At 68.5% G+C, this 17,746-nt stretch carries 13 protein-coding genes; all 13 read right to left on the reverse strand.

Translation table 11 applies throughout. The features are described from left to right. Positions 1–9 precede the first annotated feature (9 nt). A complete protein-coding gene (locus RTK35_RS11320; RefSeq protein WP_316908033.1) occupies positions 10–1,836 on the reverse strand; it encodes a hypothetical protein in 1,827 nt (608 codons plus the stop codon). Between the two features lie 4 nt (positions 1,837–1,840). After that, complete coding sequence (locus RTK35_RS11325; protein WP_316908034.1) at positions 1,841–3,106, reverse strand: hypothetical protein; 1,266 nt, start codon at positions 3,104–3,106, stop codon at positions 1,841–1,843. Between the two features lie 18 nt (positions 3,107–3,124). Continuing rightward, on the reverse strand, positions 3,125–4,057 hold the full coding sequence (locus RTK35_RS11330; protein WP_142009101.1) for a hypothetical protein: 933 nt from the start codon (positions 4,055–4,057) through the stop codon (positions 3,125–3,127). Between the two features lie 73 nt (positions 4,058–4,130). Then, a complete protein-coding gene (locus tag RTK35_RS11335) occupies positions 4,131–6,467 on the reverse strand; it encodes a hypothetical protein (protein WP_316908035.1) in 2,337 nt (778 codons plus the stop codon). A gap of 12 nt (positions 6,468–6,479) precedes the next feature. Then, positions 6,480–7,628 (reverse strand): hypothetical protein, encoded by a 1,149-nt coding sequence (locus tag RTK35_RS11340; RefSeq protein ID WP_316908036.1) that lies wholly within the window; start codon positions 7,626–7,628, stop codon positions 6,480–6,482. Beyond that, on the reverse strand, positions 7,598–9,043 hold the full coding sequence (locus RTK35_RS11345) for an alkaline phosphatase family protein (protein ID WP_316908037.1): 1,446 nt from the start codon (positions 9,041–9,043) through the stop codon (positions 7,598–7,600). The genes RTK35_RS11340 and RTK35_RS11345 overlap by 31 nt, the downstream gene beginning before the upstream one ends. Then, positions 9,036–10,253, reverse strand: a complete 1,218-nt coding sequence (eboE, locus tag RTK35_RS11350; protein ID WP_074971692.1) for a metabolite traffic protein EboE — start codon at positions 10,251–10,253, stop codon at positions 9,036–9,038. Before eboE ends, RTK35_RS11345 begins: the two co-directional genes overlap by 8 nt. After that, on the reverse strand, positions 10,250–11,134 hold the full coding sequence (locus tag RTK35_RS11355; RefSeq protein WP_074971691.1) for a TatD family hydrolase: 885 nt from the start codon (positions 11,132–11,134) through the stop codon (positions 10,250–10,252). Before RTK35_RS11355 ends, eboE begins: the two co-directional genes overlap by 4 nt. A 29-nt stretch (positions 11,135–11,163) precedes the next feature. Further along, on the reverse strand, positions 11,164–11,922 hold the full coding sequence (locus RTK35_RS11360; RefSeq protein WP_316908038.1) for an EboA domain-containing protein: 759 nt from the start codon (positions 11,920–11,922) through the stop codon (positions 11,164–11,166). Beyond that, complete coding sequence (locus RTK35_RS11365; RefSeq protein ID WP_074971816.1) at positions 11,919–12,803, reverse strand: UbiA family prenyltransferase; 885 nt, start codon at positions 12,801–12,803, stop codon at positions 11,919–11,921. Before RTK35_RS11365 ends, RTK35_RS11360 begins: the two co-directional genes overlap by 4 nt. Further along, positions 12,803–14,680: a 3-dehydroquinate synthase gene (locus tag RTK35_RS11370; RefSeq protein ID WP_208276146.1), complete on the reverse strand. Its 1,878-nt coding sequence runs from the start codon at positions 14,678–14,680 to the stop codon at positions 12,803–12,805. The genes RTK35_RS11365 and RTK35_RS11370 overlap by 1 nt, the downstream gene beginning before the upstream one ends. 467 nt (positions 14,681–15,147) lie before the next feature. Beyond that, positions 15,148–16,107, reverse strand: coding sequence for an aldo/keto reductase (locus RTK35_RS11375; protein ID WP_316908039.1), 960 nt, complete (start codon positions 16,105–16,107; stop codon positions 15,148–15,150). An 11-nt stretch (positions 16,108–16,118) separates the two neighbouring features. After that, the gene (locus RTK35_RS11380; protein ID WP_316908040.1) at positions 16,119–17,735 is read right to left on the reverse strand and encodes a gamma-glutamyltransferase family protein; all 1,617 of its coding nucleotides are present in this window, start codon (positions 17,733–17,735) and stop codon (positions 16,119–16,121) included. Positions 17,736–17,746: the final 11 nt, after the last annotated feature.

Consider the following 17,746-nt stretch of genomic DNA (forward strand, 5'->3'; position numbering starts at 1 on the left):
TGCTGCTCCTCAGGCTGCCGGGGGTTGCCAGGAGCTGCTGGTGAGGTAGGCCTTGAGCAGCGCCCGCTGGCACGGCGACATGGAGCGCACCACCGGCATGTACAGCGTGGTGCCTTTGTAGGCGTCGTCGGTGCGCGCGAGGATCGCCTGGCGCGCATTCCAGATCGCGTCCTGCTGGTTCAGCGGGATGAAGCGGGACATGGCCGGGAAGGCCAGGTAGTGGAAGCGCAGCACTGCGGGGTAGACCTGGTCCCAGGTGACGGTGCTGCCGGCGGGAATGCCGAAGGTGCTTTGGGAATAGAAGCGGAAGTTGGTGAATCCGCTTGAGGTGCCGAGGCTGTAGGTCAGAGAGGTGTAGCCGGCGTTCCCCGAGGTGTCCTTCTTGCGTGAGAGAGCCACCACCACCTCGGTCTGCCCGGGCTCGATCTTCACCGGCGTTTCGGGGTACTGCAACAGGTCCCAGTTCGAGGGATCGGCGAGGATGCCAGCCGGCCCTGCGCTCAAGCTGATCGCATTGGCCAGCGGCAGCGGTCCGCCGAGGTAGCGCACCTGCAGGGTGAGATTCAGGCCACTGGGGTAGTCGTCCATGTACAGGTTGCGCTGGTCGCTGTAGATGCGTAGCGGGGTTTCGGTGACGGTCAACTGGGTACCCGCGACCATGTTCGGCGCGTGCATGCCCAGGGCGGTGACGCGGGCCAACTCGCAGGCAGGCTGGGTGAGGGGGATGTCCACCAGGCCGCCGTAGACGTAGTACTGCTGCAGCAGCGCGGAGTCGGCGGGGAGGGTGGCCAGTGGCTGCCCCCCGGCGGTGATGGTGACCGGACCATAGTCGATGTTGGGCCCGATGGGGCTGGTGATGTCGGTGCGGTCTGCGCGGAAGGTCGCCTTGGGAATCAGGTTGACCATGTCCAGGCTCAGCCAGCCGCAATGGCCTGGCGCGCTGGCGGGCACCACCTGGGCATAGCCCGCCGCGCCGGTGTCGGCGTTGAACAGCGAGCGGCCGGCCGGGCAGATCTGCGGTTCACCGGCGAACGCCGGGGCCAGCGTGCCGATGACCCGGCCGATGCTCGGGTTGGGCGTGTAGCGGCCGGCTGCATAGTCCGCGTCCAGTTGGGTGCTGGTCATGCCCGGGCACATTTCGAACATCACGAAGCGCAGCACCAGGCCGGTAGCGCCGGGGGCTTCGATCAGGCTCTTGAGGGCCGCGCTGTTCTGGTTCCAGCTGACGATGGCGCTCAGCGGGAAGGTGACCTGGAAGGTGCCGCTGATGACGCAGGAGCCCGGCGCATCCTCGATACGTTTCAGAATCCGCTTGGCCAGGTCGAAGCTGCTGGCCACCACATTGGCATGGATCACCAGTTGCGGGTCGGTGGTACCGCCGATCTGCAGGCCGCCGATGTAGATCTGGGTGGAGATCGAGCCGGTGGGATCCAGGTCCACCATCATCGGGCCGGATACCGGAGCCTGGCCGGTCACCGGGTCCACCGAGCCGAGCAGGTACACCGGCTGGCCCACCAGGTCACCGGTGGTGCTGATGGCGCCGGGGGTGCCCTGGGAGCTGATCAGCACGTTCTGCATGTCCACCACATGCTGGCCGTAATGGTTCCAGCCCCCGGCGGTGTAGTAGTTCCCGCTGGGGGCATTCATCAGGTTGTTCAGTTCGTCGTCGCTGTAGCCCTGGGCCTGGGTGGCCACCTGGGAGTTGGGGATGTCGAACAGGTCGAGGGTCTGCGAGTCGTCGGTGCCCATGGGAATGGTCGGCGAGTTGTTGGGCAGGCTCACGTCGGTGCGGATGCCGCCCCAGAAGTTCAGTCGGGGTCCGTTCAGGATGCTCATGGGGTCATTCCTCGTCCTTGTTGAGAGCGGCCAAGGCGGGCGCCTTGGCGAATTTGAACAGGTAGGAGAAGTCGGACTTGTAGGGGCTGTTCTTCGCCGTGGCCATGGAGTGGCAGTTCATGCAGCTGCTGTTGGGCTGGATATAGCTCTCCATGGTGACGTTGGCGGACAGCGCCGGGGTCGGCTGGCCCAATGGGTTGCCCGGGTTGTCCGGCATCAGCGGGCGCTGGGTGGTGACCAGCTGGTAGTAGCGCAGCACGCTCTGCTGCACGTTCTGCTGGTACTGGGCGTTGACCGCCGCCGTGTCGCTGGCGATGGGGGTGACGCGGGTCAGCGGGTCGGGGGTCTGGAAGGTGGTGCCGGGCTTGGGAACGCAGATCAGGTCGCTGCCCTGCTGCTGCCAGGTGCAGGGCGACTGGTTGACGCTGCTCGCCGGGGCGCTGGCGTCGTAGTAGCTGTAGGGACTGGCGCTGCCGCTGCCACCGGGCACGTTGTCCACCTGCTCGAAGGTGGACCAGACCCACTGCGGGTAGCCCGGTGCCTTGACGATGATGTGCAGCCCCACCAGGCCCAGGGTGGCTTCCACCGTGGTGCCGGTGGCGACGCCCTGGCTGTTGAACTGCGCCACCTGGGCGCGGGTGGTGAAGTAGCGCGCGGCATTGTCCTGGGGCGTCAGCACCCGCCAGGCGGCCTTGATCTCGGTGGCCTGGGCGGGGAAGGCGATGTTGCGCGCCTGGCTCACCACGCTCAGGTCATAGAAATGGTTCTGCACGATGTAGTCGTACGAGACCTCGTTGGCGGCGATGTCGTAGTAGGTGGGGTTGCCACGCTGGTCGATCAGCCAGCCGCCCACGGCCTGGTCCACCGCCTGCACCACGGAGGTGTTCTTCAGCGCGGCGATGTTGATGAGGCCCAGGCTGCGGGCGCTCATCGGGGTGTTCCAGGGCCCGGGGTTCTGCCCGTTGGGCAGGAAGATCTCGTTCACGTCCTTGTAGCTCTGCCAGACGGTGGGCCCGGGTGAGCCAAGGGGCTGGCTGCAGTCCGGCTGGCCGCGCTGGCCGGCCTGCACCGGCCAGTTGAGGGCGATGAAGAGCTGCCAGCTGTAGCGGTCGAAATCCGCCTGGGCGGCAGTGGGGGCCGGCGCGCTGGTGGGCGGCTGGCAGGCCGGGGTGGTGCCGGTGACGGCGGCCTGGGGCTGCTCGCGTGCCTGGCAGGCGAGGGCACTGGCCAGCAGCAGGGCGGAGCCGGCGTAGCGGAAGGTCGGGTTCATGAGGGCGCTCCTTGCCGATCAGGGCTGCATGGATTTCAGCTGGTTCCACTGCGCCTTGGCCCCGTTGGCCTGGGGCGCCGGCGGGTTGAACAGCTGGCAGGGCTCGGGGTTGACCGGGCACTTCTTGGCCACCTGGTCCCAGGTCTTGGCCGGGTCGGGCTTCTCGATGCGGAAGTTCACGTAGTTCTGGCTGACGATGGGCGCGTTGGCGACGCTGGCGTCCCCTGAGAAGTAGAACGATTGCGGGTGGCGGAACAGCGGCTGGCCCGGTGCTGCGCGGGTGGCGTCCTTGTAGAAGGCGTAGCCGAACAGGATCGGCCCCTGGGGCGACTGCACGTCCAGCGCATAGGCCTGCACGCTGCCGCCCAGGTTCTGGCTGCGGGTCGGGCTGTAGGGCAGGTGCTGGACGAAGTCCTGCCGCGCCGGGTGGTTCATCGGCGAGAAGGAGCAGCACTCGGGCATGGTCTTGGGCCGGTCCTCGTAGGTGAGGAAGTAGGCCTTGTTGCCCAGGGAAACGAAGGAGCAGGTGTAGTTGTTGTCCTTGATCGGGAAGATCGGCAGGCAGTACTTCTCGTAGTGCTCCATCATCGCGCCGTAGCCGTCACCATCGGCGGGGATGTAGGTGGTGTCGTAGTAGCTGGTGCCCTTGGAGACGGTGTAGTCGGCCGGTTTCAGGGTGCTGGGCGGGTTGCTGTAGGGCGGCGGGTTCTTCTCGTAGTTCTGGGTGACGCGGAACATGGTCCAGTCACTGACCCAGGTGGCAGGGAAGAACGGGTCGCTGGGCTCGCCGGGCTTGCGCTCGGCGATGCAGTTGCCGTTGCTGGCGTCGCAGCCGAGGGTGTTGTGCACGCCGTTGGTGAAGAACACGTCGCCTTCGTCATCGGCGGCGAGGGCGGGTTGGCCGAGCAGTGCGAGGGGCAGCAGCCAGGCGAGCAGTCGGGTTTTCTTCATGGGGACTCTCCTTCGTAACGGCAGGGCGGGCGAGCGGTGCCGGCCCGCCTGCGGGTTCCAGGTCAACGACGGTTCAGGTCAGGGGCCGGGGCGGGTAGTTGAGCTTCACCAGCTCGTTGGCCCAGCGTTCCAGCACCGCACGCCGGCTCTGCGGCAGGTCGCGGGTGATGGGCATGGCAAGGGTGCTTTCCTCCTGGTAGGGCTTGCTGACCAGGCGGATCAACTGGTCGATGGCGCCCTCGATGCGCTGCAGGGAATTCAGCGGCATGTACTTGTCCATGATCGGGTAGAGGTAATAGAACGGCTCGAAGATGCGCGGGTAGATGAAGCCCTCCCAGATCAGCACCCGTGCGTCCGTCTGCTTGCACACCTGGTTCCAGGCCGTGACGAACTCGTCCATCAGCCCGGGCTCGTCCGGAAGCACCCGCAAGGGCGCGAGGAAGTCGGTGTAGGCCTCCATGTAATCGAAGCTGAAGGGCACCGCAGGCGCCGCACCGGGGCCGTCCTGGACGAAGAAGCGCAGGGTCGGGAAGCCGGCGGCGATGGCCTTGACCGTCACCTGGGCGATGCCGTTGGCGTCAGTGGTGATCTGGGTGAGGCTGTAGTCCACCCTGGCGCCGTTATCCAGCACGCCGGAACGCGGGATGGACGGGATGAACTGCAGGCAGGGTGCCAGGCTGAGACCGGCCGGGGTTTTCAGGTAGGTCTGGTAGCGGATGGGTACGAAATCATCCTCCGGGGCATCTTCAGTGGTACGCAGGCTGCGCCCACTGCCCTCGTTGATCACGGCCCCCGGTGCCTGGGTACCGAGAAACTGCGGCATACCCGGTTTGTTGTCCTTGCGGTGGGTGGGGTGGTCCTTGATCAGGGTGAAGTCGATGTCGTTGCTGAACGCCAGGTAGTAGTTGCTGGTGGTCAGCATGAAGGGGTTGTTGTACTCCGCCACCCACAGGGTGGTTCCGGCTGGGGCGGGCAGGCCGTCGTACTGCACCATGATCTGCAGGGTGCGGGTGTCCCCCACATCGATGAAGGTGCCACTCTCGACCACCTCGGCGGTCCACATCTGCTGCTGGGCGGCGAGCATCGGGCTGCTGCCCTGGGTCTGCAGGGCCAGGGTGCCGACCTCGGTCTTGGAGACGGCATCCGTCACCGGCAGGTCCACCAGGCCTGCACGCTTGTCGAAGGCGGCCTGGGCGTACTGGGTGAAAGTCAGGTCGGCCAGGGGCTGGAACTCGCCGTTCTGCTGGATGCCGACCTGGAAATCACCCAGTTGCAGCTTCTCGCACTCCGGTACCGTGTTTTGGCTGTTCGCCAGGGGGGCGAAGGGGAAACCGGTGCCCAGGTCCAGTGACAGCAGGTCGCCCTGGGCCTGGGCGGAGATCACCCCCAACTGGATCGTTGCCTTCGGGTTCCCGCCCGGGATCGGGAATTCCCCGACCGGCTCCAGCCGGCGACCGGCCGGGGCGGTGGGGTACTCATCGGCGAACCACAGGCCCAACACACCCGCCGTGCGGCTGTAGGCGGGGTTGAGGACGATGTCGGCCACGTTGTCGAGGCCGGCCTGGTAGATGCCGTGAAGCGCCTCAAGGGCTTTAAGGCTGTTACTGCGCGTGTTGACCGGCGGGTAGTCGTTGAAGATGCCGTTACGGTCGTAGTAGGTCAGGTAGGTGGTGAAGCGGAACATCAGCCCCTGGGCGTTCTGCGCCTCCATCTGTTGTTGCAGGGCCTTGAGCAGGGCCGAGTCGCCCAGTTGCCACTGCAGGTTCTCGCGGGGGAAGCAGGTCTGCCAGGCGGTGGTGACGGTGTTCAGGCCCTGCACGGCCCCCCAGTTGAAGTTGAGGAAGCGGTCGAGCATGCGGTAGGCGCGGGTGGCCGTCAGCCCGCAGGTGGCGTCGCCCAGCACCAGGCGGTCGAAGTACAGCGCGGTGAAGGTGTTCTGCCAGGGGCTGATGTCGACGAAGCGCGCCGGGGTGGGCTTGTCGCTGCCGAAGGGGTTGCCCAGCAACTGATAGCCCTTGCCCACGATGGGGTCCTGCTCGATGTAGCTGTTGGCCTGCAACTCGCCGCCGATGATCAGCGAGCGGATGTCCTTGTAGTCCACGGTGCCGCAGGCGTTGTCGCCGAACAGGTCCCATTCCGCCGGCATCATCGGGTAGCCGTTGGGGCTCCCGTTGCCCGGCACCTGCAGCACGTAGTCCGGGACCTGGTCATAGGGCAGCGCACTGATGATCCAGGGCAGGAGTTTCGTGCGGGCGTTCTCGGGATGGATCCCGTAGTGCGACAGGAACGGCCAGTTCAGGTCCATCTTCACCGCGTCGTAGAGCGGGAGGACGTCGTTGTTGTTGGCCGTGGGCGGGTTCCAGAAGAAATGCCCGTTCATGTAGAGCCGTGGGAAGTTCAAGACGCTCATGGTTCGTCCTCCTTAACGTTTCCACTGGGCGCGCTTGAGCGACCAGACGTAGTCCAGCTGGTTGTAGCCGGCGAAGGCGCTCTCCGGCAGCGGCTCCACGGGGTAGGCGATGCCGTCCTGGGACGGCAGGGCGAAGTTGAAGTAGCCCTTCTTCGCCGAATAGGCCGCCGTGCCATGGCAGGCCAGGCACGAGGATTGGCTCTGGAAGGCCGACTCCAGCTGCGAGTTGGCCAGCAGCTTGGGCTCGCCGCCGGCGATGTACTGCACGCCGATCAGCTCGTACTGGCCCAGCGTGGCGTACTGCGGCTGGAATTGGGCGTTGGCGGTCTGGGCCGCCGGGGTCGGGCCGGTGCTGTTGGTCATCGGCTTGGGCGGGATGTCGTTGGTGACGGTGTACTTGCTGTTGTTGCGGTTCTCGAAGGTGGTCCAGACCCAGTCGGGGGTGAGCTTGTTGATCACGTGCATGCCGCTGAGGGCGGCGTAGCCCACCTCGTACTGGCTGCCGTTCTTCAGGTAGTAGGCCTGGGCGATGTAGTAACCGTCGTTCTCCAGGGTCTTGCGGAAGTTGGCGTCGGTGCCGATCCAGATCCACGCCGTCTTCACCTCCCAGGCGTTGGCGGGGAAGGCCAGGTTGGCGGTCAGTGCGGCCTGGCCATCGACGTTGTAGACCTGCTTGTCGACGATGTAGTCGAAGGTGCCCTGGCCCATCAGCAGCTGGAAGCGTACCGGCTTGCCTTTCTGCGCCGCCGGCACCTGGCCGCCCATTTCCAGCACCAGGCCGTCCACCTGCTGGATGCTGTCGAGGTTGTGGAAGGTGGCCTTGGTGTCCAGGCCCAGTTGCTCGGCCTGTTTCAGCACCGTGGTGGGGGTGGGTTCGCGCTCGTTGTAGGGCAGCGGCTTGCCACCGTTGGGCAGGAACACCTGGTCGGTGGGCTTGAGACCCTCCCAGACACGGCTGGTGCTGCCTTTGACTTCGGGCTGGTTGAGGCAGACGAACCAGTTCCAGGCGGTGACTTCCGGTGCGCCGGTGAACTGCGTTCGCAGGGCATCGGCATGGCCGCCGTAGTCGAAGAAACCGGTGCAGTCGAAGGAGGGTTGGCTCTGGGCCTGGGCCGAACCGGCCAGGATGCTCAGGACTGCAAGGGAGAGGGCTCGTTGCATGGGGTCTCCTTGGCCGAAGCCTTGTCGAGAGAGCGATGCCCCAGGAAGTACTGCAGGAGCAGGTGTTTTACCGAGGTGACCGGCAGGCGGTCCGGTAAGGGGAGGTCGCAATCGGTGATCAGCAGCGGCCCATCCTGGTCGCTGGCGGGAAGACGGCCGTGGCTCCCGCGCACCAGGCGGGTGTCCAGGGGGATCAGGTCCATGTAGTAGCGGAAGCCGAGCAGCTTCTGCGCCAGGCGCCGCGCCACCCGCAGGCGCGGGAAGGCGATGGCGGGGTCGACGAACAGTTCCAGCGGGTCGTAGCCGGGCTTGCGGTGGATGTCCACGGTGCGGGCGAAGTCCGGCGCGAGGCGGTCGTCGAACCAGTAGTAGTAATCGAACCAGTAGCCGGGCGCGGCCATGGCCACCAGGTCGCCGGCGCGGGGGTGGTCCAGCTGCCAGGCGCGCTGCTCGTCACGGTCCAGCACCCGCTCGATGCCCGGCTGGCGGGCCAGCAGCGCCTTGACCCGGCGCAGCTCGCGGGGCTCGCGCACGTAGACGTGGGCCACCTGGTGGTCGGCCACGGCGAAGGCCGCGCTGGCGCCGGGGTCGAGCAGCTCCCAGCTCAGCGAGCGGCGCACCTGCAGCCAGCCTTCGGCCCGCAGCAGGCGGTTGATGGAGATGGACTGCTGCACCGGCTCGATGCCGTACTCGGACACCAGCATCACCGCGGCGTCCTGGGTGCGGGCGAAGTCCAGCAGGCGGCCCACCTCGGCGTCGATGGCGCGCACCTGGGCACCGATCTCCGGGTGGCGTGGGCCGAGGCGCTGCAGGTCGTAGTCCAGGTGGGGCAGGTAGACCAGTTGCAGGTGCGGCCGGTTGAGGTCGAACTCGGCCATGGCGCAGTCGACGATCCAGCGGCTGGAGCCGATGCCGGCCATCGGGCCCCAGAAGCTGTGGAAGGGGAAGGTGCCGATGCGCTGCTCGATCTCCGCGTGCAGCGAGGCGGGGGACGAGTAGAGGCCGAACACCTTGCGCCCGTCGGCGGGGTAGTGGGGGCGCGGGGTGATGGAGGCGCTCACGTCGGCGTACATGTTGTACCACCAGAACAGCTGGCTGCAGCGGAACTCCGGCCACTGGCGGGCGATGGCCTGCCAGATCTTCTCGCCCTGGACCAGGGCGTTGGGCTGCAGCCAGAAGCGCACCTCGGCCTGGTCGCGAAAGTACCAGCCATTGCCGACGATGCCGTGCCCCGACGGCGGCAGGCCGGTGAGCATGGAGGCCTGCACGCTGGTGGTGACGGCCGGGAACACCGGCTGCAGGCCGGCCATGCGCCCGCGCTTGAGCAGGGCGTTGATGTGCGGGGTGTTATCGCCGAGCAGGGATGGGGTCAGCCCGACCACGTCCACCAGCAGCAGGGGCCTGGGATCAGCCATGGCGCACCGCCCGCCGGCGCAGGGCCGGGCCGAAGCGCGAGACCAGCTGGTCATCGACCCAGGCCAGTTCCGCGGCGATGCCCTGGGCCAGGGCGGTTTCGCTGGCCGGGCGCAGGGCTTCGGGCAGCACGTTCCAGCTGTAGGTTTCCACCTCCAGCACCGGGTGCAGCCCGGGGTGCGCGGCCAGGGTGTCGAAGACGGCATGCAGGGCCGCCTGGGTGCCGTGCAGCTCCGGCCACTGGAAGCGCTCGGTGAACAGCGGCACGTGGAAGTGCACGCGCAGCTCCACGCAGGCGTGCAGCGCCGGGTCGGCCAGGGCCTGGGGCAGGTCGGCCCAGCTGCTCAGCCCGCCGTCGTGACGGCGGCCCTTCACCTGGTGCAGGTAGACGCCTTCGGCGAAGCCGGCCAGCCGCTCCAGGGCCAGGGCACGGGCGCGTGCCTGGATCGGCAGCTGGCAGGCGAGGGCGTTGGAGAGCTGGATCTTGCCCACCGGGATGCCGGCCTGGTGCAGCTGCACCAGGGATTCGCCCACCTCCTCGAACAGCACCGCCTGGTGGCACACGTCGACGCACAGCGCCAGGTAGCGCCAGTTCGGGTCCGTGTCGCGCCAGCGGGTGAAGAACGCCAGGGCCTCCTCGGTGCGTTCCAGCACGCAATCCGGCTCCATCTCCAGGCACAGGCGGATGTGCTTGCCGGTGCGCTGGCGCAGTTCGGCCAGGCCTCGGGTGAGCTGGCGCAGACGGTTCTCCGCGTGCTGCTGGCGGGCCGGCGTCCAATGCGCGCGGTAGCCCAGGGGCACGCTGGAGATGACGCCCTGGTTGCAGTCCTCCGGCAGGGCCTCGGCCAGCAGCTCCGCCAGTTGCAGGCTGTAGGCCAGGCGCCGGGGATCGGCCCAGTCGGGCTGGTACACCTCGGCCTTGACCGCCGCACCGTGGAAGCGCCCGAAGGGGAAGCCGTTCAGCGAGGTCAGGCGCAGCCCGCAACGCCGCAGCAGGGCGATGAAGGCGCGGCGGCGGGCCGGCACCTGCAGTTCGCTGGCAGCGTGGGCGCTGATCCACAGGCCGCTGTCCTGTTCGGCCAGGCCACGCTGCCGGCGCACCGCCTGGAACGGCCCGGAGATGGAGGCACAGAGTGCCTCCAGGTCATGGGCCGGGTGGACGTTGCCGCAGTAACCCAGTTGCGCTGGGGTCCATCCCATCGCGCCGTTCATTTCACCACCGGTTCCTGGCCGCGCAGGGCCGAGTTTTCCTGCCAGAGACGGCGTTGATCGATGGGCAGCAGGCTGCCGACTTCGGCCTTGTCCAGCTGGCCGCTCTGGGCGAAGAAGTCCACCGGGTTGTCGAACAGCACCTGCTCCACCTGGGCCTCGCTGAAGCCGGCCTGGCGCATGGCTTCGCCGGTCTTGGGCACCTTCAGCGGGTCGCTGACGCCCCAGTCGGCGGCGCTGTTGACCACCATCTTCTCGGTGCCGTACTGCTGCAGCAGCGCCACCATGCGCTGCTCGGACATCTTGGTGTTGGGGTAGATGGAGTGCCCGCGCCAGCAGTCGCTTTCCATCACCAGGGGCAGGGTCAGTTCGTTGAGGTGGTCGATTAGTACCAGGTGCTCGGGGACGCCCACCTCGCGGATCACCGAGAGGGTGCGGCGGGTGCCGCCGATCTTGTCGCGGTGTGGGGTGTGCACCAGCACCGGCAGGTTGAAGCGCTTGGCCAGGTCCAGCTGGCGGGCGAAGAAGTGCTCCTCCTCGGGGGTGATGTCGTCGTAGCCGATCTCGCCGACGCCCACCACGCCTTCCTTGACCAGGTAGCGCGGGAGGATGTCCAACACCTCGTTGGCCAGGGCCATGTTGTTGGCCTCCTTGGGGTTGAGGCCGATGGTGCAGAAGTGGTGGATGCCGAACATGCTGGCGCGGAAGCGCTCCCAGCCCACCAGGGTGTCGAAGTAGTCGATGAAGCTGCCCAGGCTGGTGCGGGCCTGGCCCTGCCAGAAGGCCGGCTCGATGACGCCGGTGATGCCGGCGTCGGCCATGTTCTGGTAGTCGTCGGTGGTGCGGCTGACCATGTGGATGTGCGGGTCGAAGTACCTGGGCATGGGGGCGTCCTTTCTCGGTGTGCGGGGAATCAGGTGCGGGGGAAGTCGGCGGGCAGCCAGCCGGGCGGCAGCCGGCCGGCGCGGGCGTGGGCCTGCAGGTTGGCGATCTGCGCCGGGCTCAGCAGGGGCCAGGCCAGCAGTTGGGCAAGGCCGGGCAGGGCGCTGCGGCCGGCGGCCAGGCGCTCGTTCAACTGGTCCAGCACCAGTTGGTTGAGCACCCCGTTGCGCCGCGTCTCCAGCCCCTGTACGCGGCGCATGTCCAGCTCCATGGCGACGCCCTTGAGCATCAGCTGGTGGAAGGCGCGCTCGGGGAAGAAGCGGGCGGCGTAGGGGTTGTCCAGGGCCAGGGCGGCGAACACGTCGCTGCTGTTGGTGCGGGTGGCCTGCTGGGCGAGGTCCAGGCAGATGCCGTCGCCGTCGAGCCAGTCCAGGGCCTTGAGCAGGGCGGCCTTCTCCAGGTCGTCGCCCCAGGCGAAGTAGCGCTTCAACAGCGCTTCGCGGGCGCCTTCGGGCTGGGCTTCCAGTGCCTGGGCCAGCAGCAACGCGCGGCCAAGCTCACCGCGCCGCCAGTGCAGGCCCGGCACGTACTGCTCGCCGAGCTGGCGCCGCAGGCGGCCACTGAGCAGGGCCAGGGTGTCGCCATCGGGGTGTTCGGCCAGGCGCTGGCAGGTCAGCTCCCAGGCCGCTCGCGCGTCATCGTCCAGGGCGGCGACCAGAGCCTGGTGCAGGTCGGCAATCCGTGCGGTGTCGAGGCGCAGGTCAGGCAGGAGGCAGGCAATGTGATTCATGTCGGTTTCACCCAGCGTTGCAGGCGCGGCAGGAGCAGGAACACGCCGATGCACAGAAGGCTGCCCAGGGGCACGTTGGCCAGCGCCAGGACCATGCCGTCGTACAGCGGCAGCGCACTCAGCCCGGCGCCGATGAAGGCCCGCACGTTGCGCTGGTCCGGTCGTGCCAGGTGCTGGCGGTAGCTCTTGCCCAGCCAGCCGAGCCAGAGCAGCAGCATCAGCCAGAACATCAGGCCTTCTCCGCGGAAGGCCAGCAGCAGCGGGCTGAGCATCAGCAGCAGCGGAACCAGGCTGGTGAGCCGGTTGAGGTGCTCCTGCCGGGCCACGTAGGTGAGGCCGCTGATGTAGGTGCCCAGCAGCAGCGCACAGAGCCACAGGGACGCCGACGGGGCGCCGAGGCTGGCGGCCGCCGTGAGGTACAGCGCGACACGGCAGCCGCCCATCAGCCACACGCTGTGCAGGTAGTGCTTGTGCAGCAGGTTGTAGGCCAGGATCAGCCCGGCCAGGGCGGCGGCGCTGGCCAGCAGCCAGAGGGGCTGCATGGCGAGGCGGCTGAGCAGGAGCACGGCCAGGGCCGCCACGGCCAGCAGCCCGGCGCTGGCCAGCAGCACCTGCTGCCGGCTGGCCTGGCCGAGGGCGATGGGGCGCGGGTTCTGGTGCTGGCTGTCCCAGTCGGCGTCGAACAGGTCATTGAGCAGCATGCCCGCCAGGTACAGCGCGGACCCAGCCGCCAGCAGCAGGAGCCAGCCCAGGGAGGAGGGCGGGGCATAGGGCCCGGACGCGCTGGCGATCAGCGCGGCGGCCAGGACGTTGGTCCAGACCGTGGGCAGGTTGGAGACCCGCCCCAGGGTCAGCCAGGTGTGCAGCGAGCCCTGGGCCATCATGACGGGGCGCCCTCTGCAGGGGCGAAGGCCTGGTGGCCGAAGCCGGCGAGGCGTTCGATGGCCTGCTCCATGCGCAGGTCGTCGATCTGGTGCAGGTCCACGGCGTGGCCGATGCGGTCGAGCATGGGGATCGACAGGGCGCCGCCCAGGTGCTGGCGGAAGTCCTCCAGCCCTTGCAGCACCCGCAGTTGGCCCTGTTCATCGCGCAGGGTCAGCTCCGCCGGGGAGAGGTCGAAGCCCAAGCCCAGCAGCAGGTGCAGCAGGCGCTCCAGCTCGGAGGTGGGCAGCAGCCCGCTGGCCTGGGCGTAGAGCGCATCCAGGGCCATGCCGACGGCCACCGCTTCGCCGTGGCGGAGCCGGTGGCGGCTGAGTTTCTCCAGCTTGTGGGCGGCCCAGTGGCCGTAGTCCAGCGGCCGGCCGTTGCCGCGCTCGAAGGGGTCGCCGGCGCGGGTGATGTGCTGCAGGTGCAGTTCGGCGCAGCGGTGGATGGCGTGGCGGCTGGGGGCGTGCTCGAAACGGGCGAGTGCGTCGGCGTGCTGCTCCATCCAGGCGAAGAAGGCGGCGTCCTTGATGGCGGCGACCTTCACTGTCTCGGCCAGCCCGGCCAACTGGTCGCGGCGCGGCAGGCTGAGCAGCAGCTGGAAGTCGTTGAGCACCGCATCGGCGGGCTGGAAGGCGCCCAGCAGGTTCTTCTGCTCGAAGGCGTTGATGCCGTTCTTGACGCCGATGCCGGCGTCGTTCTGGGCCAGCACGGTGGTGGGGATGCGCACCAGGCGCACGCCCCGGTGGAAGGTGGCGCAGGCGTAGCCGACGCTGTCCAGCAGCGCACCGCCGCCCAGGGCGAGCACGTAGCAATGACGGTCCAGGCCGTGTTCGAGCATCTGCGCGTAGAGCCGCTGCAGCACCTCGGCGGTTTTCGCCGCTTCGCCGGCCGGCACCGGGATGGGCGCGGCCAGCAGGCGCAGGTCCCCGTGGGCCTGCACGTAGCGGGTGATGCGTTCGCCGAGGCCGGGCGCGGCATCGAGCAGGCCCTGGTCGGCGAAGGCCAGCAGCGAGACGGGGCCGCTGCCGCGCTGGGTCAGTTGCTCATGCAGGCAGGGGTTGGCGGGGTCGAACAGGTGGTCGGTGAAACGCACCGGGTAGTGGTACGCCACGGTGAAGCGGCCATCCAGGGTTTCGCCGGCCTCGGCGGCACGGGGCTGGCGACGGGCCAGGGCGCCCTTGCCGAGCAGGAACAGCCCGGGCAGGACCATGCTGGCCATCACTGCCCAGAGCAGCACCTGCTCCTCGGCAACGACGCTGCCCAGGGCGCTGTACACCAGCGCCAGGCCGGCGTTGGCCAGGGTGGTGATGACCAGGAAGCGGCGCAGCGGGTAGCGCTGCATGCCGGCGGCGAGCACGGAGGTTTCCGCCAGCACCGGCACGCCGCGCAGGCAGATCAGCGACAGGGTGTTGATGCGGTTGGCGAGGCGGCTGGCCTTGTCCCAGTCGGCGAGGTTGAGCCAGCCCGAGAGCAGGCGGATGTAGCCGGCGCCCAGCCAGTACCCCAGCAGCGAGCCCAGGCACAGCCCGGTGAAGATCGCCAGGTAGCCGCCGACGGCGCCCAGGGCCGCCACGGCCAGCAGAGAAACCATGCTGGAGGGCACCGGCAGCACCACGTCCAGGGCCAGCAGGGCCACCAGCAGGGCGGCCAGGCCCAGGCTGCGCAGCGGGTCGGTCGCGGTCGGGCCGAGGCCGTCCAGCCATTGCTGCAAGGGGGCTTCGAGCAGCAGGAAGCTGACGATCACCAGGCCCACGAAGAGGGCGAGCGATAGGCAAAGGAATTCCGTACGGCCTCTGCGGGAGAGGACGTGAGTCATCAGGCCACGTTTCATGCGAAGTCCTTGTTCTTATGGCGGATTTCCGTATCCCGTCTGTCTCAAGGCGCGCTGCCGGGCAGCGGATTCAGCGGGGCCGACACACTTCCGGATGGGTCGGTTGGGAGAAGGCTTACCTGTGCTGTGGTTTTGCTATCAACGTAGCCAGCGAAGGGGTATTTGCAAGGCGCGCCCCCAGCCCCGTCCAAGACCGGGAAGGCCCGCACCAGGGCGGTGCGTTGTACGTGTGGGAGGGGCTGAAAGCCGCGCCGGGCGAGGGCTTTGCCGCATCGGCGGGCAGGGGCTGCGGCCGTGCATCCAAAGCCATTGGTTATGGATGCACGGCCTTGTGATGAAGAAAGGCTCTAGCCGGCGGTGCCCGGCGATGCAGGGTTGACGACGGACGAGTCGGTCAAGACGGCCACTGGGGCCGATACCCTGCGGGCTGTTTTTGGTAGGCGGGGCGGTGGGCGCCGCCCACGTCATCAGGCGCCGGGTCGGCTGGCCGCATCGAGCCGGGCCAGGCCCTCGGCGTCCAGGGTGAGCCGGCTCGCCCGCACCAGGCTGGCCAATTGGGCTTCGCTGGTGGCGCTGGCGATGGGTGCGGTGACCCCCGGCTGGTGGCGCAACCAGGCCAGGGCCACTTCGCCGGGCGCGGCGTCGAGGCGTTCGGCCTCGGCGTCGAGGGCGGCGAGGATGCGCATGCCCCGGTCGTCGAAGTACTTCTCCAGGTCTTCGCGCCGGGCGCTGTCGCCCAGGTCGGCCAGGCGGCGGTATTTCCCGGTGAGGAAGCCGGAGGCGAGGCTGAAGTAGGTGGTCACCACGCAGCCCTGCTCGGCGGCCAGGGGCAGGTCATCGGCCTCGCAGCGGGCACGGTCGAAGAGGTTGTATTCCACCTGCAGCGCCGAGTAGGCCGGCAACCCGGCCTGGTCGGCGCTGGCCCGCGCCGCGCGCAGTTGCTTCGGGCTGAAGTTGGAGGCGCCGATGGCCCGTACCTTGCCGGCGCGGATCAGTTCCTCGTAGGCCCGCAGGGTTTCTTCGTGGGGCGTTTCCGGGTCCGGGTAGTGGGAGAAGTAGAGGTCGATGTAGTCGGTGCGCAGGCGCCGCAGGGAGTCTTCCACGGCCTGGCTGATCCAGTGCCGCGAGAGCCCCTTGCGGGTCGGCGAAAGCTCGGCACCGACCTTGGTGAACAGGGTGATGCGGTCGCGCTCGCCAGGCCGGCTGGCCAGCCAGTTGCCGATGATGCATTCGGACTCGCCGCCGCTGTTGCCGCTGGCCCAGGCGGAGTAGAGGTCGGCGGTGTCGATGCTGGTGAGGCCGGCATCGAGGCTGGCGTCCAGCAGGCGCCGGGAGTGCGCTTCGTCGAGGGTCCAGCCGAACACGTTGCCGCCGAGCACGATCGGGGAGATGGCCAGCGCGCGGGCATGGGTGGGGTGCAGGGACATGGTCGCTTCCTTCAGCAGACGGCGATGTGGGAGTCGGCGCGGGGCTCGGTGCCGCCGCAGAGCACGCCGGTCTGCGGGTCGCGGACGATGATCTGGCCGCGGCCGAAGTCCGTCAGGTCGCAGGCCACCTGCACCTCGTGGCCCCGGCGGGCCAGGGCGAAGGCCAGGTCGCGGGAGGCGGCCTGCTCGATGCCTACCTTCAGCCCGCCCAGCCATTGCCAGCGCGGGGCATCCAGCGCGGCCTGGGGGTTGAGGCCGAAATCCACCAGGTTCATCACCATCTGCACGTGGCCCTGGGGCTGCATGTAGCCGCCCATGACGCCGAACGGCCCGACGGCGACGCCGTCCTTGCTGAGGAAGCCGGGGATGATGGTGTGGAAGGTCTGCTTGCCCGGGGCCAGTGCGTTGGCGTGGGTGGGGTCGAGGCTGAATTCCGAGCCGCGGTTCTGCAGGGCGATGCCGCTGTCCGGCAGGACCACGCCGGAGCCGAAGCCGTGGTAGGCGCTCTGGATGAAGGACACCATGTTACCTTCGCCGTCGGCAGTGGCGATGTACACGGTGCCGCTGGCATCGGGGTTGCCGTGCCGGGGCGGGGCGGCCTGCTCGCCGATTTCGCCACGGCGGCGGGCGGCGTAATCGTCGGCCAGCAGCGCGGCGGTGCTGACACGCATGTGCTCGGCGTCGGTGATGAAGTGCAGACCGTCGGCGTAGGCGAGCTTCATCGCCTCCAGCTGGCGGTGCCAGGTGAGCTGGCTGTCGCGGTGGTCGAAGTCGAAGCCCTGGAGGATGTTGAGGGTCATCAGGGCGATCAGGCCCTGGCCGCTGGGGGGAATCTCCCAGACGTCATAACCCCGGTAGTTGACCTTGATCGGCTCGACCCAGCGCGGCCGGTAGCCGGCCAGGTCGGCGCTGCCGAGGTGGCCGCCGCTGGCGGCGGCGTGGGCGGCCAGGCGCTCGGCGAGAGCGCCCCGGTAGAAGCTCTCGCAGCGGGTCTCGGCCAGCTCGGCGAGGGTGCGTGCCTGGGCCGGGTTGCGGAACAGCTGGCCGGCACGTGGCGCCTGGCCGTCCACTAGGTAGGTGTCGAACCAGGTTTCCAGCGCCGGGTGCTCGGCGCGGCTTTCCTGGTATTCGCGGCGTGCCACTTCCCACTGGTGGGCCACCACCGGGGAGACCGGGAAGCCGTCGCGGGCGAGGGTGATGGCCGGTTGCAGCAGCTCGGCGAAGGGCAGCCGGCCGAAGCGCGCGGACAGCTCGGCCCAGGCCGAGGGGCAGCCCGGTACGGTGACCGGCAACCAGCCGTGCACCGGCATCTGGGTGTGCCCGACGGCCTTCACCGCGTCGATGCTCAGGGAGGCCGGTGCGCGGCCGCTGGCGTCGAGGCCGTGGAGTTGGTCCTTGACCCAGACCAGGGCGAAGGCATCGCCGCCGATGGCGCAGCCAGTGGGCTCGACCACGGTAAGCGCCGCCGCCGTGGCGATGGCGGCGTCGATGGCGTTGCCGCCGGCGCGCAGCAGGCTGATGCCGGCTTCGGCGGCCAGGGGCTGCGAGGTGGCGACCATGCCATTACGGGCGAACACGCTCTGGCGCTGGGAGGCATAGGGGTATTCGTGGGCAGAGAAGCTCAGCATGGAAAACTCTC

The sequence above is a fragment of the Pseudomonas sp. zfem003 genome, from assembly GCF_032621675.1.
Lineage (GTDB): Bacteria > Pseudomonadota > Gammaproteobacteria > Pseudomonadales > Pseudomonadaceae > Metapseudomonas > Metapseudomonas otitidis.